Here is an 18,478-nt window from a genome sequence, read left to right as displayed (position 1 = left end):
ATGACTAGGATTTTTTGAAGATTTCGGGTAAAATAATTAAAGATGATCAGGTAGTTGAACTATCTATCAAATAAAATAAAATTCATATATTTTAGGAGGAACATTTAAAATGGCTAAAGAAAAATTTGACCGTTCTAAACCCCATGTAAACATTGGTACTATTGGACACGTTGACCATGGTAAAACTACATTAACTGCTGCAATTGCAACTGTGTTAGCTAAACACGGTGGCGGTGAAGCTCAAAACTATGCTGATATCGATAACGCTCCTGAAGAAAAAGAACGTGGTATCACAATCAACACTTCTCACATCGAGTATGAAACTGATGCTCGTCACTACGCTCACGTGGACTGCCCAGGACACGCGGACTACGTTAAAAACATGATCACTGGTGCTGCACAAATGGATGGAGCGATCTTAGTAGTATCTGCTGCTGATGGTCCTATGCCTCAAACTCGTGAGCACATCTTGTTATCACGTAACGTTGGTGTACCATACATCGTTGTTTTCTTAAACAAAATGGATATGGTCGATGACGAAGAATTATTAGAATTAGTAGAAATGGAAGTTCGTGATCTATTATCTGAATACGACTTCCCAGGTGATGACACTCCAGTTATCGCAGGTTCTGCTTTGAAAGCTTTAGAAGGCGACGCTTCATACGAAGAAAAAATCATGGAATTAATGGCTGCAGTTGATGAGTATATCCCAACTCCAACTCGTGATACTGACAAACCATTCATGATGCCAGTTGAGGATGTATTCTCAATCACTGGTCGTGGTACTGTTGCAACTGGTCGTGTTGAACGTGGAGAAGTTCGCGTTGGTGACGAAGTTGAAATCGTAGGTATCAAAGAAGAAACATCTAAAACAACTGTTACAGGTGTTGAAATGTTCCGTAAATTATTAGACTACGCTGAAGCTGGCGATAACATCGGTGCTTTATTACGTGGTGTTGCACGTGAAGATATCGAACGTGGACAAGTATTGGCAAAACCTGCTTCAATCACTCCACACACAAAATTTAAAGCTGAAGTTTATGTTTTATCAAAAGAAGAAGGCGGACGTCACACTCCATTCTTCACAAACTACCGTCCTCAGTTCTACTTCCGTACAACTGACGTAACTGGTGTAGTTGAATTACCAGAAGGTACTGAAATGGTAATGCCTGGTGATAACGTTGCAATGGACGTTGAATTAATCCACCCAATCGCTATCGAAGACGGAACTCGTTTCTCTATTCGTGAAGGCGGACGTACTGTTGGTTCAGGCGTTGTTTCTGAAATCGTTAAATAATTAAGACTTAAATATAGCAATAACCAGTGTGAAAAGCTGGGGTACTCGGACGTAAGTCGAAGGGATTTCCCTTCGGCTTTTTTGTTGTCTAAAAAAGTGCTTGACTTATATCGGACTTCGATATAAGATTGGAATACGATATAACGAGATTCGATATAACGAGGAGGGATATAGTGTGGAAGAAAAGTTGAAGAGAATCTATATACCGATGACTGAAACAGGTTTTTATATCTTGTTTTCACTTAGAGAAGAAAGACATGGCTATAGTATCATCCAACATGTAAAAAAACTGACAGCGCAAGAAATTAGTATTAGTGCAGGTACGATGTATGGCAGCTTGAGCAAAATGGAAAAAGATGGGCTGATTGAAGTGACGAAAGAAGAAGAACGTCGGAAAAGTTATTTGATCACACCACTTGGGGAAGAAATTCTGCAGCATGAAATCAAACGAATTAAGCGATTATACAAAAATAGTATTGGAGAGAATCTAGATGGAAACGAAAAAAATCAGAAAACGATTTGAGCTGGCGGATTATTTGGAAGAAGAGCGCTTCTTAGAAAGACAGCATAGAGACGGCTGGAAAATGGTGGAACTCAAATTGCCATTGTCTACCTATATATTTGAACGATGTGAACCAGAAGACTATGTTTATCAGTTGGATTTTAATTCAGAGAAAAAAGGTACAGACTCGTATATCCAGTTGTTTGAAGATTGTGGCTGGGAACATTTTTATAAATTTGGGAATTGGTATTATTTTAGAAAATTGAGATCCAAGAAGGAAAGTGAAAATGTCATCTTTAATGATGGACCTTCACGTGCGGAAATGGCAAAGAAAGTCGTCAAATTTCAAGCTGGACTATCTGTGTTTTTGATATTCCCCTTGATCTATCTTTTAACGATGGTTTCGAATAGAATGACTGACAATTCTCTTGTGTTAACGACCATGTTCGTTTTAGCGGCTGTCGTCATGGTAATAAACGTGGGAATTCAATTAAGAAACGTATGGAAACTTAATAAAATAATTGAAAAAGAAGAAGCGCTGTAAAAAAATCTATAAGGTTTTTAGTAAAAGTGAACAATTGTCAAAAAAAGGTTGTCGCTTACTAAAAGCCTATAGATTTTTTTTGACTTGAAAATCAATAAAATAAAATGAAAATAATGAAAAAAAGCCTTGCTATTGCTGTGTTTCTGTAATATAATTACAAAGGTGCTGTTTACAGAAGTGTGAAAAGCATTGGTAAATCAAGGTTTTGATCTACCGGCTAAGAAACGAGAGGTTGCGACACGCCCGGACGCTTTGCCACGAACGAGCGTGACGGAAAAATTTTCGTGGAGCTATGTCTACTTTCAAAATAGGCGAAGGAGGGAACAAGATGGCAAAACAAAAGATTCGTATCCGTTTAAAAGCGTATGAACACCGTATTTTAGATCAATCAGCGGATAAAATTGTGGAAACAGCAAAAAGAACTGGAGCTGACGTATCAGGTCCGATTCCATTGCCAACAGAACGCTCGCTTTACACAGTTATTCGTGCGACTCATAAATACAAAGATTCTCGCGAACAATTCGAAATGCGTACTCACAAACGTCTAATCGACATTGTGAACCCAACACCAAAGACAGTTGATGCTTTAATGAAGCTTGACTTACCATCTGGTGTAAATATTGAAATCAAACTATAAAATTAAGATGATGGAGGTGTACTCATGACCAAAGGAATCTTAGGGAAAAAAGTGGGAATGACACAAATCTTTACTGAGTCTGGTGAATTAATTCCAGTAACAGTAGTAGAAGCTACGCCAAACGTAGTTTTACAAGTAAAAACTGTTGAGACTGACGGATACGAAGCTATCCAAGTTGGTTACCAAGACAAACGTGAAGTTTTATCAAACAAACCTGCGAAAGGTCATGTTGCAAAAGCAAACACGGCTCCTAAGCGCTTCATTAAGGAATTCAAAAATGTTGAGCTGGGAGAATACGAAGTAGGAACAGAAATTAAGGTAGATGTTTTCCAAGCAGGAGACATTATTGATGTTACAGGAACAACAAAAGGTAAAGGATTCCAAGGCGTTATCAAACGTCACGGACAAAGCCGTGGACCTATGAGTCACGGATCTCGTTACCACCGTCGTCCTGGGTCAATGGGTCCAGTAGCACCTAACCGTGTATTTAAAAATAAAAAACTTGCCGGCCGTATGGGTGGTAACCGCGTAACAATTCAAAATCTTGAAATTGTTAAAGTGGACGCTGAAAGAAATGTAATCTTGATCAAAGGGAACATTCCTGGAGCGAAAAAATCATTAATCACAATCAAATCAGCTGTGAAAGCTAAATAAGCGTAGGGAAAGGAGGAACTAAGGAATGCCGAATGTAGCATTATTCAAACAAGATGGAACTCAAAATGGTGAAATCACTTTAAACGAAGAAATTTTCGGAATCGAACCTAATGAATCAGTTGTCTACGATGCAATCATCATGCAACGCGCTTCATTAAGACAAGGAACACACTCAGTTAAACACCGCGGAGAAGTTCGTGGCGGCGGCCGTAAACCATGGCGTCAAAAAGGAACTGGTCGTGCTCGTCAAGGTTCAATCCGTTCACCACAATGGCGTGGAGGTGGCGTAGTTTTCGGACCAACACCACGTTCTTACAGCTACAAACTTCCTAAAAAAGTTCGTCGTTTAGCAATGAAATCTGTATTATCAGATAAAGTTGCTGAAAACAACTTGGTTGCTGTTGATGCATTAAGCTTTGACGCACCAAAAACAAAAGAATTCAAACAAGTTCTTACAAACTTATCTATTGATGCGAAAGTATTAGTTGTTCTAGAAGCAGGAAACGATTTTGCAGCATTATCTGCTCGTAATCTTCCAAATGTTTCTGTAGTAACTTCTGATAACGTGAGTGTTTTAGATCTCGTTTCTAATACTAAAGTATTGGCAACACAAACTGCTCTTACTCAAATTGAGGAGGTGCTTGCATAATGAACTTACTAGACGTAATCAAACGCCCGGTGATCACTGAAAAATCCATGCTTGCTATGGACGAAAAGAAATACACTTTCGAAGTGGACACTCGCGCAAACAAAACATTAGTAAAACAAGCTGTAGAAGCAGCTTTTGACGGTGTTAAAGTGAAAAACGTAAACATCATCAACGTGCGTCCTAAATTCAAACGCATGGGTAAATATGCAGGATATACGAAAAAACGTCGCAAAGCAGTTGTGACATTAACAAACGATTCAAAAGAAATTCAAATTTTCGATGCTGCTGAATAAGCAGTCCATGTTTAATTATTAAATGGGAGGGAAAAAGACGTGGCGATTAAAAAGTACAAACCTACCACAAATGGCCGTCGTAATATGACAACGTCTGATTTCGCTGAAATCACGACATCAACACCAGAAAAAACGTTATTGGCGCCATTAAAAAACCATGCCGGTCGTAACAACAACGGTCGTATCACGGTTCGTCACCAAGGTGGCGGTCACAAACGTCAATACCGTTTGATCGATTTCAAACGTAATAAAGACAACGTCGTAGCGGTTGTTAAAACAATCGAGTATGATCCAAACCGTTCTGCTAACATCGCGTTAGTACATTACGAAGATGGAGTTAAAGCATACATCTTAGCACCAAAAGGATTAGAAGTAGGTATGCGCCTAGTTTCAGGTCCAGAATCAGATATTAAAATTGGGAACGCATTACCATTGGAAAATATTCCAGTTGGTACTGTAGTCCACAACATTGAAATGAAACCTGGTAAAGGCGGTCAATTGATCCGTTCTGCTGGAACAAGTGCTCAAGTACTTGGTAAAGAAGGCAAATACGTATTGATCCGTTTGAACTCTGGCGAAGTTCGTATGATCTTAGCTACATGCCGTGCAACTGTCGGTTCTGTAGGTAACGAACAACACGAATTGATCAACATCGGTAAAGCTGGCCGTTCTCGTTGGATGCGTAAACGCCCAACAGTTCGTGGTAGCGTAATGAACCCGAACGATCACCCACACGGTGGTGGTGAAGGTAAACAACCGATCGGACGTAAAGCTCCAGTATCACCTTGGGGTCAACCAGCTATCGGCTTGAAAACTCGTAATAAAAAAGCTAAATCAGACAAACTTATCGTTCGTCGTCGTACTAAATAATTTTTTTGACCATGTGTCGTACATTTTGAGAGGAGGTTCACCATGGGTCGTAGTTTGAAAAAAGGGCCTTTCGCTGATGATCATCTAATGAAGAAAGTCGAAGCTCAACAAGGCGCCGAAAAGAAAAAAGTAATTAAAACTTGGTCTCGCCGCTCTACAATTTTTCCACAATTTGTTGGATTTACAATTGCTGTATATGATGGACGTAAACACGTTCCAGTATACATCCAAGAAGATATGGTAGGACATAAATTAGGTGAATTTGCACCGACTAGAACTTATCGTGGCCACGGAGCCGACGATAAAAAAACAAGACGCTAATTTGAGGGGAGGATATCCAAATGGCAGAACAAATCACATCAGCTAAAGCGACTACTAAAACAGTTCGCGTTTCTCCTCGTAAATCACGTTTAGTAATTGATCTTGTTAGAGGGAAAAGCGTTGCAGACGCAATTTCAATTTTGAAGTTCACACCGAACAAAGCGGCTGGAGTTATTGAAAAAGTTTTAATGTCAGCAATTGCTAACGCTGAAAACAACTTTGACTTAGATGTTGAGAACTTAGTAGTATCTGAAGCTTTCGTTAACGAAGGACCAACAATGAAACGTTTCCGTCCACGTGCTAAAGGTTCAGCATCACCAATCAACAAACGTACAAGTCATATCACTGTAGTTGTATCAGAAAAATAATCTGTTTCTTTAAACAGATATCACTAGATAAGAGGAGGAGCTAGGATAAGGAGCGTACAAAGGAACATGGTTCCTTTAAGCCACCTTGTACTGTGTCACAACAGTTCTGCAAAAGCAGTTACTATGTGCTGCAGCAATAGCTACCAAACCTCTAAGATTAAGAGGAGGGACAATCAGTGGGTCAAAAAGTACATCCAATTGGAATGCGTGTAGGCATCATCCGCGACTGGGATGCAAAATGGTATGCTGAAAAAGAGTATGCTGAATTCTTACACGAAGATTTAAGAATCCGTAAATTTATCGCATCAAAACTTGCTGATGCTGCTGTGTCTACAATTGAGATCGAGCGTGCTGCAAATCGCGTAAACATTTCAATCCACACAGCTAAACCAGGTATGGTTATCGGTAAAGGCGGATCTGAAGTCGAAAACCTAAGAAAAGAATTAAACAAACTAACTGGCAAACGAGTTCACATCAACATCGTTGAAATCAAAAAACCAGATTTAGATGCAAAATTAGTCGGCGAAGGAATTGCACGTCAATTAGAAAACCGTGTAGCGTTCCGTCGTGCGCAAAAACAAGCGATCCAACGTACAATGCGTTCAGGCGCTCAAGGGATCAAGACACAAGTATCAGGTCGTTTAAACGGTGCTGATATTGCTCGTTCAGAAGGTTACTCTGAAGGTACAGTTCCACTTCATACTTTGCGTGCTGATATTGATTACGCATGGGAAGAAGCAGACACAACTTACGGAAAATTAGGAGTTAAAGTGTGGATTTACCGTGGAGAAATTCTTCCAACGAAAAAAAACGCTGAGAAAGGAGGGAAATAATCATGTTAGTACCTAAACGTGTAAAACACCGTCGTGAATTTAGAGGTAAAATGCGCGGTGAAGCCAAAGGCGGAAAAGAAGTAGCATTTGGAGAATGGGGTTTACAAGCAACTGAATCTCACTGGATTACTAACCGTCAAATCGAAGCTGCCCGTATCGCTATGACTCGTTATATGAAACGTGGCGGGAAAGTATGGATTAAAATTTTCCCTCATAAATCATACACAAGTAAAGCTATCGGTGTTCGTATGGGTAAAGGTAAAGGGGCTCCTGAAGGCTGGGTTTCTCCAGTAAAACGTGGCAAGATCATGTTTGAAATCGCAGGCGTACCTGAAGAAGTAGCTCGTGAAGCTCTTCGTCTTGCATCCCACAAATTACCGGTCAAAACTAAGATTGTAAAACGTGAGGAAATGGGTGGTGAATCGAATGAAGGTTAAAGAAATCAGAGAATTAACCACTGCCGAAATGCTTGAAAAAGAAAAGCAATTCAAAGAAGAATTGTTTAATCTTAGATTCCAACTAGCAACAGGTCAATTAGAAAACACTGCACGTATTAAAGAAGTACGTCAATCGATTGCACGCATCAAAACAGTATTGCGTGAACAAGCTAACTAATAGTGGAAGGAGGCCAAACGCGTATGACTGAAGAAAGAAATCAACGCAAAGTTTACCAAGGTCGTGTTGTTTCAGACAAAATGGATAAAACAATCACTGTTGTCGTAGAAACGAAGAAAAACCACCCTATTTACGGTAAACGCATGAAATATTCTAAAAAGTACAAAGCTCATGATGAAAACAACACTGCAAAAGTTGGTGACATCGTAAGAATCATGGAAACTCGTCCATTATCAGCTACAAAACGTTTCCGTTTACTAGAGGTAGTCGAAGAAGCAGTTATTATCTAATAAAACGAGATTTTCCTATATAGATTGAAACATAAAATCTGAAAGGGGGATACACATCGTGATCCAACAAGAAAGCCGATTAAAAGTTGCAGACAACTCAGGTGCTCGTGAAATCTTAACGATTAAAGTACTAGGTGGTTCTGGACGTAAAACTGCTAATATTGGTGACGTGATTGTTGCTACGGTCAAACAAGCAACGCCAGGTGGAGTTGTTAAAAAAGGTGAAGTAGTAAAAGCCGTTATCGTTCGTACAAAATCAGGAGCTCGTCGTACAGACGGTTCTTACATTAAATTTGATGAAAATGCTGCGGTGATTATCCGTGATGATAAGAGCCCGCGTGGAACTCGTATCTTCGGTCCTGTTGCACGTGAATTACGTGAAAACAACTTCATGAAGATCGTTTCTCTAGCACCAGAAGTATTATAATCAGGACGCGTATCAAAGGAGGTGCGAAACTATAATGTTTGTTAAAAAAGGCGATAAAGTAAAAGTTATCACTGGTAAAGACAAAAATAAAGAAGGCGTTGTATTAGCAGCGTTTCCTAAAAAAGACAAAGTCATCGTTGAAGGTGTCAACATCATGAAAAAACACCAAAAACCTAGCCAAGCAGCACCGCAAGGCGGCATCTTGGAAGTCGAAGCGCCGATTCATGTTTCTAACGTGATGGTGGTTGACGGTACAGGAGTAGCTGGTCGTGTAGGTTATAAAGAAGTCGATGGTAAAAAAGTCCGTGTTTCTAAAAAAACCGGTGAAGTCTTAGATAAATAGATTAAAAGGAAGGAGGGGCTTACTAAATGAACCGCCTGAAAGAAAAATATATTAAAGAAATTACTCCAGCATTAGTGGAAAAATTTAATTATAGTTCAGTTATGCAAACACCAAAAGTTGATAAAATCGTTATCAACATGGGTGTGGGCGATGCTGTATCAAACGCAAAAAACTTAGACAAAGCAGTTGAAGAATTAGCCTTGATCACAGGTCAAAAACCATTGATCACTAAAGCTAAGAAATCAATCGCTGGTTTCCGTCTTCGTGAAGGTATGCCGATCGGTGCGAAAGTTACTTTACGTGGTGAAAGAATGTACGAATTTTTAGATAAATTAGTATCTGTTTCTCTACCTCGTGTACGTGACTTCCATGGTGTTAGCAAAAAAGCCTTTGATGGACGTGGTAACTACACTTTAGGTATTAAAGAACAATTGATCTTCCCAGAAGTTGATTACGATTTAGTAGATAAAGTACGCGGCATGGACATCGTTATTGTAACAACAGCGAACACAGATGAAGAATCTCGTGAGTTGTTGGCACAATTAGGTATGCCATTCCAAAAATAAAATAAGGAGGCGAACTACGTGGCTAAAAAATCAATGATTGCTAAAAACAAACGCCCTGCTAAACATTCAACACAAGCTTACACTCGTTGTGAACGTTGCGGACGTCCACATTCAGTTTATCGTAAATTTCATCTTTGCCGTATTTGCTTCCGCGAACTTGCCTATAAAGGTCAAATTCCCGGCGTGAAGAAAGCTAGCTGGTAAACAAGTAAACTCGCATAAAGGAGGTAAATAGTTCAATGGTCATGACAGATCCAATTGCAGATTTTCTAACTCGCATTCGTAACGCTAACATGGTTAAACATGAAAGCTTAGAAGTGCCTGCATCAAAAATCAAACGTGATATCGCTGAAATCTTGAAACGTGAAGGTTTCGTACGCGATGTAGAATATATCGAAGATGACAAACAAGGCGTGATCCGTGTTTTCCTTAAATACGGTAAAAACGAAGAGCGTGTTATCACTAACTTAAAACGTATCTCTAAACCAGGTTTACGTGCTTATGTCAAATCTGACGAAGTACCTAAAGTATTAAACGGTCTAGGAATCGCGATCATCTCAACTTCTGAAGGTGTTATCACTGATAAAGAAGCGAGAGCTAAAAACATCGGCGGCGAAGTAATCGCCTACGTATGGTAATTTAAAAAAACACACAAGGAGGTGTCTCTAAGTGAGCCGTATTGGTAATAAAATCGTTGAACTTCCTGCTGGCGTTGAAGTTAAGCAAGAAGGAAACAACATTACTGTAAAAGGACCTAAAGGTGAATTGACTCGTGAATTTTCTGCTGATATCACAATGAATATCGAAGGAAATCTCGTAACGTTTACTCGTCCAAACGATAGCAAAGAAATGAAAACAATCCACGGAACAACTCGTGCCAACTTCAATAACATGGTCGTTGGTGTAAGCACAGGTTTTGAAAAAGGACTTGAACTTATCGGGGTTGGGTACCGTGCTCAAATGCAAGGGACTAAATTAGTTCTTAACGTTGGGTACTCTCATCCAGTAGAAATCACACCACCAGCTGGTGTAACTGTAGAAGTACCTTCGAACACACAAGTAGTTGTTAAAGGCGCTAACAAAGAACACGTTGGTGAATTAGCAGCAAACATCCGTGGCGTTCGCCCACCAGAACCTTATAAAGGCAAAGGAATCCGCTATGTTGGTGAATTCGTACGTCGTAAAGAAGGTAAAACTGGTAAATAATAGTCGTTTGAACGTTATTTTTCAACATCGTTTGAAGGATAACCTTCAAGTAACTATCGCAGCTTAAATGCTAGCATAATTAAAGAGGTGACAATTGTGATTACAAAACCAGACAAAAATAAAACACGTCAGAAGAGACATCGTCGTGTACGTAACAAAATCTCTGGTACTGCTGAGTGCCCACGCTTGAATGTATTCCGTTCTAACAAAAACATCTACGCGCAAATCATTGATGACGTAGCGGGTGTAACGCTAGCAAGTGCCTCTGCCTTAGATAAAGAAATTTCAGGTGGAAACAAAACAGAAACAGCTGCAGCTGTTGGTAAATTAATTGCTGAACGTGCCGCTGCAAAAGACATCAAAGTAGTAGTCTTTGACCGTGGTGGATACCTTTACCATGGCCGCGTAGCCGCTTTAGCTGAAGCTGCACGTGAAAATGGACTAGAATTTTAGGAGAAGGAGGAACACCATTCATGGTTTATATTGATCCAAAACACTTGGAATTAGAAGACCGCGTAGTTGCGATCAACCGTGTAACAAAAGTTGTTAAAGGTGGACGTCGTCTACGTTTTGCTGCTTTAGTTGTTGTGGGAGATAAAAACGGACACGTTGGTTTTGGTACTGGTAAAGCACAAGAAGTACCAGAAGCGATCCGTAAAGCAATTGAAGACGCGAAGAAAAACTTAGTTGAAGTGCCTATGGTTGGTTCGACTATCCCTCACGAAGTAATCGGGGTATTTGGTGGTGGCCGTATCCTTATGAAACCTGCAGTAGAAGGTTCTGGGGTAGCCGCTGGTGGACCAGTTCGTGCCGTATTGGAATTAGCTGGTGTAGCAGATATTACATCAAAATCATTAGGATCAAACACACCAATCAACGTTGTTCGCGCAACAGTTGAAGGGTTAAAACAATTAAAACGCGCCGAAGAAGTGGCAGCACTTCGCGGTAAATCTGTAGAAGAAATTTTAGGATAAGGAGGACATAAGAATGGCTGAATTAAAAGTTACATTAACACGCAGCGTGATCGGACGTCCTCAAAACCAAAAAGATACAGTTAAAGCATTAGGTTTAGGGAAAGTAAACAGCTCTGTTGTGAAACCTGCGAATGAAGCAATCAAAGGTATGATCAATACTGTTTCCCACTTAGTGGACGTTGAAGAAGTTTAATTTGCAATAGTACATTGTTTAAGGAGGTGCCAAACCAATGAAACTTCATGAATTGAAACCTGCTGAAGGTTCACGCCAAGTACGTAACCGTGTTGGACGTGGTACTTCATCTGGTAATGGTAAAACAGCCGGTCGCGGACAAAAAGGGCAAAAAGCTCGTTCAGGCGGCGGTGTACGTTTAGGATTTGAAGGGGGTCAAACTCCATTATTCCGTCGTTTACCAAAACGTGGCTTCACGAACATCAACCGTAAAGATTATGCAGTCATCAACTTAGATGTCTTAAATCGTTTCGAAGATGGAACTGAAGTTACACCTGCAGGACTAATCGAAGCTGGAATCGTGAAAAACGAAAAAGCTGGGATCAAAGTTCTTGCTAACGGTGAATTAACTAAAAAATTAACTGTGAAAGCAGCTAAATTCTCTAAAGCAGCAGAGGAAGCAATTGTTGCAGCTGGTGGATCAATCGAGGTGATCTAATGTTTAAACTGTTAAAAGATGCTTTTAAAGTCAAAGACATTAGATCAAAAATTTTGTTTACTGTATTCATTCTTTTTGTATTTCGTTTAGGTGCTCATATTACAGTGCCTGGCGTAAATGCAAAAGGATTGCAAGACTTAAGCAATTTACCATTTTTAAACATGCTGAATATGGTCAGCGGTAGTGCGATGCAAAACTTCTCGATCTTTTCAATGGGGGTTTCACCGTACATTACAGCATCAATCATTATTCAACTCTTACAAATGGATATCATACCGAAGTTCGTAGAATGGTCAAAACAAGGTGAAGTTGGACGTAAGAAGTTGAATCAGGCAACAAGATATCTAACGATTGTCTTGGGGATCGCCCAGTCAATGGGGATCACTGCCGGTTTCAACCAATTAAGTGCAGTTGGGATCGTAAAAAATCCTAGTCTCGGAACCTTTGTGACGATCGCTGTGATTTTAACTGGCGGTACGATGTTTGTTACTTGGTTAGGAGAGCAGATCACTGAAAAAGGAATCGGCAATGGCGTTTCGATGATCATCTTTGCAGGGATCATTTCAAGAGTCCCAGCAGGGATCAAAGAAATCGTTGAAGATTACTTTATCAATATCGAGTCTTCTAGAATTTGGCAGTCTGTGATTTTTATTGTGATTTTAATTATTGCAATTTTAATTGTCGTTACATTAGTGACATTTTTCCAACAAGCAGAACGTAAAATTCCGATCCAATATACAAAACGTGTCTCTGGTGCACCAACAAGTAGTTATTTACCGTTAAAAGTAAATGCTGCCGGTGTTATCCCAGTTATCTTTGCAAGTTCATTGATTGCGACACCAAATGCTGTTTTACAGGCGTTTTCTAAAAATTATTCCGGCGAAGGCTGGTATGATATTATGACACAAATTTTTAGTTACAATACCGTTCCAGGTGCGATTATTTATACTGTACTGATCGTTGCTTTCACTTTCTTCTATGCCTTTGTTCAAGTAAACCCTGAGAAATTAGCGGAGAACTTACAAAAGCAGGGAAGTTATATTCCGAGCGTACGACCAGGTAAAGGGACAGAAGAATATATCTCTGGAATGTTAATGAGACTAAGTGTTGTCGGTTCTATTTTCCTAGGATTAGTTGCACTATTACCGATCATTGCACAAATGATCTGGCAATTACCGCAATCTATCGGTCTTGGGGGAACTAGCTTACTGATTGTGATAGGTGTTGCATTAGAGACAGCGAAACAATTAGAAGGTTTAATGTTGAAACGTCAATATGTTGGCTTTATCAATAAGTAAGAATCATGTACTGAGACAAGACGTAAGTTTTTCTCTCTACCTTAAGTGGCGTGACAGAAGTCGCTTTCTTGGAAGTAACATTGTTTCTTGAAATGAAGCACTTCCGTCTCGACCTTGATTCTCACAATAGGCTAGCTTCATAAGCCAGCCTTTAAAATTAGGAGGAAAAGAAATGAACCTCATTTTAATGGGATTGCCTGGAGCAGGTAAAGGAACGCAAGCAGAAAAAATCGTTGATACTTATGGTATCCCGCATATTTCTACAGGCGATATGTTCCGTGCCGCAATGAAAAATGAAACAGCTCTTGGCTTAGAAGCGAAATCTTATATCGATAAAGGTGCTTTGGTTCCAGACGATGTTACAAACGGTATCGTCAAAGAACGTTTGGCTGAACCAGATACTGATAAAGGCTTTTTATTAGATGGTTTTCCACGGACGCTGGATCAGGCAGAAGCATTAGATAAAATGTTACAAGAATTAAATAAAAAAATCGATGCAGTCATCGACATCCATGTTGAAGAAGATGTGTTAGTGGATCGTTTGGCCGGCCGTTTTATCTGCCGTACATGCGGAGCAACTTATCATAAAATTTTCAATCCTCCAGCAGTGGAAGGAACATGTGATCGTTGCGGCGGACATGATTTTTATCAAAGAGAAGATGATAAGCCTGAAACGGTCAAAAACCGTCTGGCTGTCAACATCAAAAGCAGTGCACCGATTTTAGATTTTTATAAAGCTAAAAACGTGCTGCATACAATAGATGGGAATCGCGAGATCGATACTGTTTTTTCTGAAGTGAAAGAAATCATTGAAAAAAGATAGTACTTGAATTGCCACAAGCTTACCATTTGTGTATGATTCAGATTCTCTTGCCAAATAGAATAAATTATGATAGAATGTATCAGTCCGACTTCTACCTTTTTGTGGAAGTTTAATTGAAAATTCTAGGTGGGAGCTGAAGTTTCCGCCATTTTATCGTGTGAAAATGCGAAACAAGTACAAGGAGGTACTGTGCGTGGCTAAAGAAGATATGATTGAAGTCGAAGGTACAGTCGTCGAAACTTTGCCGAATGCAATGTTTAAAGTTGAACTAGAAAATGGACACCAAGTTCTTGCTACTGTTTCCGGTAAAATCCGTATGCACTATATTCGAATTTTGCCTGGAGATAAAGTGACTGTAGAGTTATCTCCTTATGATTTAACTCGTGGTCGAATCACTTATCGCTTTAAATAATTGTACTCCGTAAAATTCAGGGAGGTATTATCATGAAAGTAAGACCATCAGTAAAACCAATGTGTGAACATTGTAAAGTAATTCGCCGTAAAGGACGTGTTATGGTCATTTGCCCAGCAAATCCAAAACATAAACAACGTCAAGGATAATAGGAGGTGTAACGTAGAATGGCTCGTATTGCAGGAGTAGACATCCCTCGTGATAAACGTGTAGTAATTTCTCTTACTTATATTTATGGTATTGGAAACACTACAGCTAAACAAGTATTAGCAAACGTTGGCGTATCTGAAGATATTCGCGTTCGTGACTTAACAAACGAACAAACAGATGCGATCCGTGCGGAAATTGATAAGTTAAAAGTTGAAGGGGATCTTCGTCGTGAAGTGAACTTGAACATCAAACGTTTGATGGAAATCGGTTCTTACCGTGGAATTCGTCATCGTCGTGGATTACCAACTCGTGGACAAAACACGAAAAATAATGCACGTACTCGTAAAGGCCCAGCTCGTACTGTAGCAGGCAAGAAAAAATAATTCCTAAGTGAAGGAGGTTAGATCTTCATGGCAGCAAAAAAAGTTAGTCGTAAACGCCGTGTGAAAAAGAATATAGAATCTGGGATTGCACATATCCACTCTACATTCAATAATACAATTGTAATGATTACTGATACTCATGGAAATGCGTTAGCATGGTCATCAGCAGGATCATTAGGTTTTAAAGGAAGCAAAAAATCAACACCGTTTGCAGCTCAAATGGCCGCAGAAGCTGCAACTAAAGCAGCACAAGAACATGGACTTAAAACTGTTGATGTAACAGTTAAAGGACCTGGTTCTGGACGTGAAGCAGCGATTCGTTCATTGCAAGCAACAGGTTTAGAAGTGACTGCAATTCGTGACGTGACTCCAGTTCCTCATAATGGATGCCGCCCTCCAAAACGCCGTCGTGTTTAATGAGTGCCACTCATTCTGAGTTTGAATCAAGAACGTCATTGAACAAGACACTTTTCGTTTTGAAAGGGGTATAGATAAGAATGATTGAATTTGAAAAACCAAGAATCGAAAAAATTGATGAAAATAGAGATTATGGCAAGTTCGTCGTTGAACCGCTGGAAAGAGGTTACGGGACTACTTTAGGTAATTCTCTACGTCGTATTTTATTATCTTCTTTACCAGGAGCTGCTATTACCAATATTCAAATCGATGGTGTGCTGCATGAATTCTCAACCATTAAAGGTGTTAGAGAAGACGTAACGCAAATCATTTTGAATATCAAAGGCTTAGCATTAAAGCTTTATGCAGAAGAAGAAAAAACCCTTGAGATCGATATTACAGGACCTGCTACAGTAACTGCTGGCGATATTATCGTTGACAGCGATGTTGAGATCTTGAATAAAGATTTAGTTATCTGTAGTGTCTCTGAAGGAGCTACTTTCCATGCTCGCTTAACAGTGAAACCTGGTCGTGGCTATGTTCAAGCAGACGAAAATAAAAAGGAAGATATGCCGATCGGTGTTCTCCCTGTTGATTCCATCTATACGCCAGTTCGCCGTGTGAACTACCAAGTAGAAAACACTCGTGTTGGTCGTCGTGATGACTTCGACAAATTAACAATGGAAATATGGACAGATGGTTCAATCATTCCTCAAGAAGCTCTTAGCTTAGCTGCTAAGATCATGACTGAGCATTTAGACATCTTTGTAAACCTTACTGATGAAGCGAAAAACGCTGAAATCATGGTTGAAAAAGAAGAAACACAAAAAGAAAAAATGTTAGAAATGACCATCGAAGAATTAGACTTGTCTGTTCGTTCATACAACTGTCTAAAACGTGCAGGTATCAACACTGTACAAGAACTTACAAATAAATCTGAACCAGAAATGATCAAAGTACGTAATTTAGGTCGTAAATCTCTTGAAGAGGTTAAACTGAAATTGCATGATTTAGGTTTAGGCTTACGTAAAGACGATTAATACTTTTTACGAAGGAGGAAAACCAACGTGGGTTATCGTAAATTAGGACGCACATCAAGCCAACGTAAGGCAATGTTGCGTGACTTAACTACTGATTTAATTATCAACGAACGTATCGTTACAACTGAAGCTCGTGCGAAAGAAATTCGTTCAACTACAGAAAAAATGATTACATTAGGCAAACGTGGAGATCTTCATGCTCGTCGTCAAGCAGCGACATTTGTACGCAATGAAGTTGCCAGCGTACGTGAAGAAAACGAAGCTATTGTTGTTGAATCAGCTTTACAAAAACTATTCAATGATCTAGCACCTCGTTATGCTGAACGTCAAGGTGGTTACACTCGTATCTTGAAGACAGAACCAAGACGCGGAGATGCAGCGCCGATGGTAATTATTGAATTTGTTAAATAATCAAACTATACCGTCACTTTATAGATGATTCTTTTAGAGTGTTATGATGTTGGAGGCGACTCCTAGTCTAGCTCAACGCTTTCTCTGCTGAATATATGTTCAGCAGAGAAGCACTCATCATAGTATAAGGTGTATTTTTTTGCCCTAGGAACTTTCTTGGGGTTTTTTTGTGTTTCTAAAACTAAATAGTATTTTTTGTTAGGTTATTGCGTATAAGTGTTGTTTTTAGTATACTTTAATTAGTTGGAATTTTCTGACAAATATAGATGAAAGGGGGAATAGTATGGCTCAAATGACTGCTTTTACATTATTAATGGGTATTTTATATATTGGGGATATTATTTCAAGTAAAACAAAAGCATGGGTCTCATCAGTTTTTGTATGCGCAGTGTTATTTGTTGTAGGGTATTGGACTTTTTTTCCAGAGAATATTGTCGAAATTGCAGGGATCCCATCAGTAGTGGCAACATTGTTAATGTATTTATTGATTACGAATATGGGCACACTATTATCGATCAAGGAACTGGGCAATCAGTGGAAAACGATTGTGATTACCTTATCAGGAATCGTAGGGATCGTCGTCTTGTTATTGACTGTCGGTTCGTTTATATTTGATTTAAAGACAGTATTAGTAGCAGTCCCACCATTAGTAGGAGGGGTCGTTTCCTCTTTGATCATGTCAGAAGCAGCGCAGGCTGCTGGATTGACCTCATTATCGGTATTAGCCATTTTAATTTATGTGATGCAGGGCTTTGCTGGATATCCTTTGACATCGATCATGTTGAAAAAGGAAGGCCAGCGGATGCTTGAAAAATATCGCAGTGGCCAGTGGCAGCCAGTCCATGAACAAGAAAGTACTGCTTCAAAACAGAGTGAAATCTTAGAAGATGAGACTATTCCTAAATTGTTCAGGGCTGTTCCTAAAAGATATCATACCGATTTTTCTCGTATTTTTCGTTTAGCACTGGTTGCATTACTTGCGTATTATGTATCTGTTTGGTGTAGCTCTTTTGTTTCGATCAGTCCGTTTGTTTTGTGTCTCTTTTTTGGCGTTATTGCCTCTACTTTAGGTTTTTTAGAAAAGCAGCCTTTGAAGGAGGCAAACAGTTTTGGTTTTGCTATTTTAGGATTGATGCTTTTTATTTTTGACGGATTAAAGAAGGCGACACCTGAGATGTTAGAGGAATTGCTTTTGCCGATGGTCGGAATCATTGTCATCGGAGTCGTTGGTATGTATCTTTTTTCAGCGATTGTAGGCAGATTATTAGGTGTTAGCAAAGAAATGGCTTTTGCAGTATCCTTGACAGCACTTTATGGATTTCCGGCAGACTACATCATTACGAATGAGGTCATCCAGTCTCTGACAGAGGATGAAAAAGAAATAGAAGCACTGACGAGTCACATGATGCCGCCGATGCTGGTTGCTGGTTTCATTACAGTGACGATCGTTTCTGTCATTTTAGCGGGCATTTTTTCAAGTATTTTATTAAGTTTATAGGAGTGAA

Annotated in this window: 33 protein-coding genes; all 33 read left to right on the top strand. The window is 39.5% G+C overall.

What is annotated here, in order from left to right; translation table 11 throughout:
• Positions 1–109: 109 nt before the first annotated feature.
• The 33 genes from tuf (at position 110) to CC204_RS10090 (ending at position 18,471) form a co-directional block, all read left to right on the top strand.
• The gene (tuf, locus tag CC204_RS10250; protein WP_087642001.1) at positions 110–1,297 is read left to right on the top strand and encodes an elongation factor Tu; all 1,188 of its coding nucleotides are present in this window, start codon (positions 110–112) and stop codon (positions 1,295–1,297) included.
• Positions 1,298–1,505: 208 nt separating this feature from the next.
• The gene (locus tag CC204_RS10245; protein WP_188634522.1) at positions 1,506–1,820 is read left to right on the top strand and encodes a PadR family transcriptional regulator; all 315 of its coding nucleotides are present in this window, start codon (positions 1,506–1,508) and stop codon (positions 1,818–1,820) included.
• On the top strand, positions 1,789–2,343 hold the full coding sequence (locus CC204_RS10240) for a DUF2812 domain-containing protein (RefSeq protein ID WP_088270040.1): 555 nt from the start codon (positions 1,789–1,791) through the stop codon (positions 2,341–2,343). The genes CC204_RS10245 and CC204_RS10240 overlap by 32 nt, the downstream gene beginning before the upstream one ends.
• A 328-nt stretch (positions 2,344–2,671) precedes the next feature.
• A complete protein-coding gene (gene rpsJ / locus CC204_RS10235; protein WP_002389727.1) occupies positions 2,672–2,980 on the top strand; it encodes a 30S ribosomal protein S10 in 309 nt (102 codons plus the stop codon).
• Positions 2,981–3,004: 24 nt separating this feature from the next.
• Positions 3,005–3,634 carry a 50S ribosomal protein L3 gene (rplC, locus tag CC204_RS10230; protein WP_069662420.1) on the top strand — a complete coding sequence of 210 codons (630 nt, stop codon included), beginning with the start codon at positions 3,005–3,007 and terminating at the stop codon, positions 3,632–3,634.
• A gap of 25 nt (positions 3,635–3,659) precedes the next feature.
• Complete coding sequence (rplD, locus tag CC204_RS10225; protein ID WP_088270039.1) at positions 3,660–4,283, top strand: 50S ribosomal protein L4; 624 nt, start codon at positions 3,660–3,662, stop codon at positions 4,281–4,283.
• Positions 4,283–4,576: a 50S ribosomal protein L23 gene (locus tag CC204_RS10220; protein ID WP_069662422.1), complete on the top strand. Its 294-nt coding sequence runs from the start codon at positions 4,283–4,285 to the stop codon at positions 4,574–4,576. The genes rplD and CC204_RS10220 overlap by 1 nt, the downstream gene beginning before the upstream one ends.
• A 39-nt stretch (positions 4,577–4,615) precedes the next feature.
• Positions 4,616–5,446 (top strand): 50S ribosomal protein L2, encoded by an 831-nt coding sequence (rplB, locus tag CC204_RS10215; RefSeq protein WP_088270038.1) that lies wholly within the window; start codon positions 4,616–4,618, stop codon positions 5,444–5,446.
• A gap of 42 nt (positions 5,447–5,488) precedes the next feature.
• Complete coding sequence (gene rpsS / locus CC204_RS10210) at positions 5,489–5,767, top strand: 30S ribosomal protein S19 (RefSeq protein ID WP_087642006.1); 279 nt, start codon at positions 5,489–5,491, stop codon at positions 5,765–5,767.
• Between the two features lie 20 nt (positions 5,768–5,787).
• Positions 5,788–6,135 (top strand): 50S ribosomal protein L22, encoded by a 348-nt coding sequence (gene rplV, locus CC204_RS10205; RefSeq protein WP_088270037.1) that lies wholly within the window; start codon positions 5,788–5,790, stop codon positions 6,133–6,135.
• Between the two features lie 176 nt (positions 6,136–6,311).
• A complete protein-coding gene (gene rpsC, locus CC204_RS10200) occupies positions 6,312–6,968 on the top strand; it encodes a 30S ribosomal protein S3 (RefSeq protein WP_088270036.1) in 657 nt (218 codons plus the stop codon).
• A gap of 2 nt (positions 6,969–6,970) precedes the next feature.
• Positions 6,971–7,405 (top strand): 50S ribosomal protein L16, encoded by a 435-nt coding sequence (gene rplP, locus CC204_RS10195; protein ID WP_002356208.1) that lies wholly within the window; start codon positions 6,971–6,973, stop codon positions 7,403–7,405.
• Positions 7,395–7,583 carry a 50S ribosomal protein L29 gene (gene rpmC / locus CC204_RS10190; protein WP_010766220.1) on the top strand — a complete coding sequence of 63 codons (189 nt, stop codon included), beginning with the start codon at positions 7,395–7,397 and terminating at the stop codon, positions 7,581–7,583. The genes rplP and rpmC overlap by 11 nt, the downstream gene beginning before the upstream one ends.
• Before the next feature lie 23 nt (positions 7,584–7,606).
• Positions 7,607–7,873, top strand: coding sequence for a 30S ribosomal protein S17 (gene rpsQ, locus CC204_RS10185; RefSeq protein ID WP_010761681.1), 267 nt, complete (start codon positions 7,607–7,609; stop codon positions 7,871–7,873).
• 58 nt (positions 7,874–7,931) lie between these two features.
• Complete coding sequence (gene rplN, locus CC204_RS10180) at positions 7,932–8,300, top strand: 50S ribosomal protein L14 (protein ID WP_010766218.1); 369 nt, start codon at positions 7,932–7,934, stop codon at positions 8,298–8,300.
• A 34-nt stretch (positions 8,301–8,334) separates the two neighbouring features.
• On the top strand, positions 8,335–8,643 hold the full coding sequence (gene rplX / locus CC204_RS10175; protein ID WP_088270035.1) for a 50S ribosomal protein L24: 309 nt from the start codon (positions 8,335–8,337) through the stop codon (positions 8,641–8,643).
• Between the two features lie 26 nt (positions 8,644–8,669).
• Positions 8,670–9,209 (top strand): 50S ribosomal protein L5, encoded by a 540-nt coding sequence (gene rplE, locus CC204_RS10170; protein ID WP_069635456.1) that lies wholly within the window; start codon positions 8,670–8,672, stop codon positions 9,207–9,209.
• Positions 9,210–9,227: 18 nt separating this feature from the next.
• Entirely contained in the window at positions 9,228–9,413 is a 186-nt protein-coding gene (locus CC204_RS10165; protein WP_002356214.1) for a type Z 30S ribosomal protein S14, read from the top strand.
• A gap of 35 nt (positions 9,414–9,448) precedes the next feature.
• Positions 9,449–9,847 carry a 30S ribosomal protein S8 gene (gene rpsH / locus CC204_RS10160; RefSeq protein ID WP_010770626.1) on the top strand — a complete coding sequence of 133 codons (399 nt, stop codon included), beginning with the start codon at positions 9,449–9,451 and terminating at the stop codon, positions 9,845–9,847.
• Between the two features lie 31 nt (positions 9,848–9,878).
• On the top strand, positions 9,879–10,415 hold the full coding sequence (gene rplF / locus CC204_RS10155; RefSeq protein ID WP_088270034.1) for a 50S ribosomal protein L6: 537 nt from the start codon (positions 9,879–9,881) through the stop codon (positions 10,413–10,415).
• Positions 10,416–10,511: 96 nt separating this feature from the next.
• Positions 10,512–10,868: a 50S ribosomal protein L18 gene (rplR, locus tag CC204_RS10150; RefSeq protein ID WP_088270033.1), complete on the top strand. Its 357-nt coding sequence runs from the start codon at positions 10,512–10,514 to the stop codon at positions 10,866–10,868.
• Between the two features lie 20 nt (positions 10,869–10,888).
• Positions 10,889–11,389, top strand: coding sequence for a 30S ribosomal protein S5 (gene rpsE, locus CC204_RS10145; protein WP_069635454.1), 501 nt, complete (start codon positions 10,889–10,891; stop codon positions 11,387–11,389).
• Positions 11,390–11,402: 13 nt separating this feature from the next.
• The gene (gene rpmD, locus CC204_RS10140; RefSeq protein WP_088270032.1) at positions 11,403–11,582 is read left to right on the top strand and encodes a 50S ribosomal protein L30; all 180 of its coding nucleotides are present in this window, start codon (positions 11,403–11,405) and stop codon (positions 11,580–11,582) included.
• Positions 11,583–11,619: 37 nt separating this feature from the next.
• Complete coding sequence (gene rplO, locus CC204_RS10135) at positions 11,620–12,060, top strand: 50S ribosomal protein L15 (protein ID WP_069662429.1); 441 nt, start codon at positions 11,620–11,622, stop codon at positions 12,058–12,060.
• Complete coding sequence (gene secY, locus CC204_RS10130; protein ID WP_088270031.1) at positions 12,060–13,358, top strand: preprotein translocase subunit SecY; 1,299 nt, start codon at positions 12,060–12,062, stop codon at positions 13,356–13,358. The genes rplO and secY overlap by 1 nt, the downstream gene beginning before the upstream one ends.
• Positions 13,359–13,530: 172 nt before the next feature.
• On the top strand, positions 13,531–14,181 hold the full coding sequence (locus CC204_RS10125) for an adenylate kinase (protein ID WP_087642011.1): 651 nt from the start codon (positions 13,531–13,533) through the stop codon (positions 14,179–14,181).
• Between the two features lie 193 nt (positions 14,182–14,374).
• Complete coding sequence (gene infA / locus CC204_RS10120; RefSeq protein WP_002356224.1) at positions 14,375–14,593, top strand: translation initiation factor IF-1; 219 nt, start codon at positions 14,375–14,377, stop codon at positions 14,591–14,593.
• Positions 14,594–14,625: 32 nt separating this feature from the next.
• Positions 14,626–14,742 (top strand): 50S ribosomal protein L36, encoded by a 117-nt coding sequence (gene rpmJ, locus CC204_RS10115; protein ID WP_002288710.1) that lies wholly within the window; start codon positions 14,626–14,628, stop codon positions 14,740–14,742.
• Between the two features lie 18 nt (positions 14,743–14,760).
• Complete coding sequence (gene rpsM, locus CC204_RS10110; RefSeq protein ID WP_069662432.1) at positions 14,761–15,126, top strand: 30S ribosomal protein S13; 366 nt, start codon at positions 14,761–14,763, stop codon at positions 15,124–15,126.
• Between the two features lie 27 nt (positions 15,127–15,153).
• Positions 15,154–15,543 carry a 30S ribosomal protein S11 gene (gene rpsK, locus CC204_RS10105; RefSeq protein ID WP_087642012.1) on the top strand — a complete coding sequence of 130 codons (390 nt, stop codon included), beginning with the start codon at positions 15,154–15,156 and terminating at the stop codon, positions 15,541–15,543.
• 80 nt (positions 15,544–15,623) lie between these two features.
• Complete coding sequence (locus tag CC204_RS10100) at positions 15,624–16,562, top strand: DNA-directed RNA polymerase subunit alpha (protein ID WP_069662434.1); 939 nt, start codon at positions 15,624–15,626, stop codon at positions 16,560–16,562.
• 27 nt (positions 16,563–16,589) lie between these two features.
• Positions 16,590–16,973, top strand: a complete 384-nt coding sequence (rplQ, locus tag CC204_RS10095) for a 50S ribosomal protein L17 (protein ID WP_069662435.1) — start codon at positions 16,590–16,592, stop codon at positions 16,971–16,973.
• A 283-nt stretch (positions 16,974–17,256) separates the two neighbouring features.
• Complete coding sequence (locus CC204_RS10090) at positions 17,257–18,471, top strand: hypothetical protein (protein WP_088270030.1); 1,215 nt, start codon at positions 17,257–17,259, stop codon at positions 18,469–18,471.
• Positions 18,472–18,478: the final 7 nt, after the last annotated feature.

It is taken from the genome of Enterococcus wangshanyuanii, assembly GCF_002197645.1.
GTDB lineage: Bacteria > Bacillota > Bacilli > Lactobacillales > Enterococcaceae > Enterococcus_L > Enterococcus_L wangshanyuanii.
Note: the sequence above shows the minus strand (reverse complement) of the source record. Positions and strands in the feature narration are given on the sequence as shown.

Coding starts and splice junctions, on each gene's coding strand:
- tuf (WP_087642001.1), top strand. CDS start 110: ATGGCTAAAGAAAAATTTGACCGTTCTAAACCCCATGTAAACATTGGT.
- rpsQ (WP_010761681.1), top strand. CDS start 7,607: ATGACTGAAGAAAGAAATCAACGCAAAGTTTACCAAGGTCGTGTTGTT.
- rplE (WP_069635456.1), top strand. CDS start 8,670: ATGAACCGCCTGAAAGAAAAATATATTAAAGAAATTACTCCAGCATTA.
- rpmD (WP_088270032.1), top strand. CDS start 11,403: ATGGCTGAATTAAAAGTTACATTAACACGCAGCGTGATCGGACGTCCT.
- rplP (WP_002356208.1), top strand. CDS start 6,971: ATGTTAGTACCTAAACGTGTAAAACACCGTCGTGAATTTAGAGGTAAA.
- rpsS (WP_087642006.1), top strand. CDS start 5,489: ATGGGTCGTAGTTTGAAAAAAGGGCCTTTCGCTGATGATCATCTAATG.
- rpsE (WP_069635454.1), top strand. CDS start 10,889: ATGGTTTATATTGATCCAAAACACTTGGAATTAGAAGACCGCGTAGTT.
- CC204_RS10220 (WP_069662422.1), top strand. CDS start 4,283: ATGAACTTACTAGACGTAATCAAACGCCCGGTGATCACTGAAAAATCC.
- CC204_RS10090 (WP_088270030.1), top strand. CDS start 17,257: ATGGCTCAAATGACTGCTTTTACATTATTAATGGGTATTTTATATATT.
- secY (WP_088270031.1), top strand. CDS start 12,060: ATGTTTAAACTGTTAAAAGATGCTTTTAAAGTCAAAGACATTAGATCA.
- rpmJ (WP_002288710.1), top strand. CDS start 14,626: ATGAAAGTAAGACCATCAGTAAAACCAATGTGTGAACATTGTAAAGTA.
- rpsH (WP_010770626.1), top strand. CDS start 9,449: ATGGTCATGACAGATCCAATTGCAGATTTTCTAACTCGCATTCGTAAC.
- rplD (WP_088270039.1), top strand. CDS start 3,660: ATGCCGAATGTAGCATTATTCAAACAAGATGGAACTCAAAATGGTGAA.
- rpmC (WP_010766220.1), top strand. CDS start 7,395: ATGAAGGTTAAAGAAATCAGAGAATTAACCACTGCCGAAATGCTTGAA.
- rplC (WP_069662420.1), top strand. CDS start 3,005: ATGACCAAAGGAATCTTAGGGAAAAAAGTGGGAATGACACAAATCTTT.
- rpsK (WP_087642012.1), top strand. CDS start 15,154: ATGGCAGCAAAAAAAGTTAGTCGTAAACGCCGTGTGAAAAAGAATATA.
- CC204_RS10100 (WP_069662434.1), top strand. CDS start 15,624: ATGATTGAATTTGAAAAACCAAGAATCGAAAAAATTGATGAAAATAGA.
- rpsM (WP_069662432.1), top strand. CDS start 14,761: ATGGCTCGTATTGCAGGAGTAGACATCCCTCGTGATAAACGTGTAGTA.
- rplX (WP_088270035.1), top strand. CDS start 8,335: ATGTTTGTTAAAAAAGGCGATAAAGTAAAAGTTATCACTGGTAAAGAC.
- CC204_RS10245 (WP_188634522.1), top strand. CDS start 1,506: ATGACTGAAACAGGTTTTTATATCTTGTTTTCACTTAGAGAAGAAAGA.
- rplO (WP_069662429.1), top strand. CDS start 11,620: ATGAAACTTCATGAATTGAAACCTGCTGAAGGTTCACGCCAAGTACGT.
- CC204_RS10125 (WP_087642011.1), top strand. CDS start 13,531: ATGAACCTCATTTTAATGGGATTGCCTGGAGCAGGTAAAGGAACGCAA.
- rpsJ (WP_002389727.1), top strand. CDS start 2,672: ATGGCAAAACAAAAGATTCGTATCCGTTTAAAAGCGTATGAACACCGT.
- rplV (WP_088270037.1), top strand. CDS start 5,788: ATGGCAGAACAAATCACATCAGCTAAAGCGACTACTAAAACAGTTCGC.
- CC204_RS10240 (WP_088270040.1), top strand. CDS start 1,789: ATGGAAACGAAAAAAATCAGAAAACGATTTGAGCTGGCGGATTATTTG.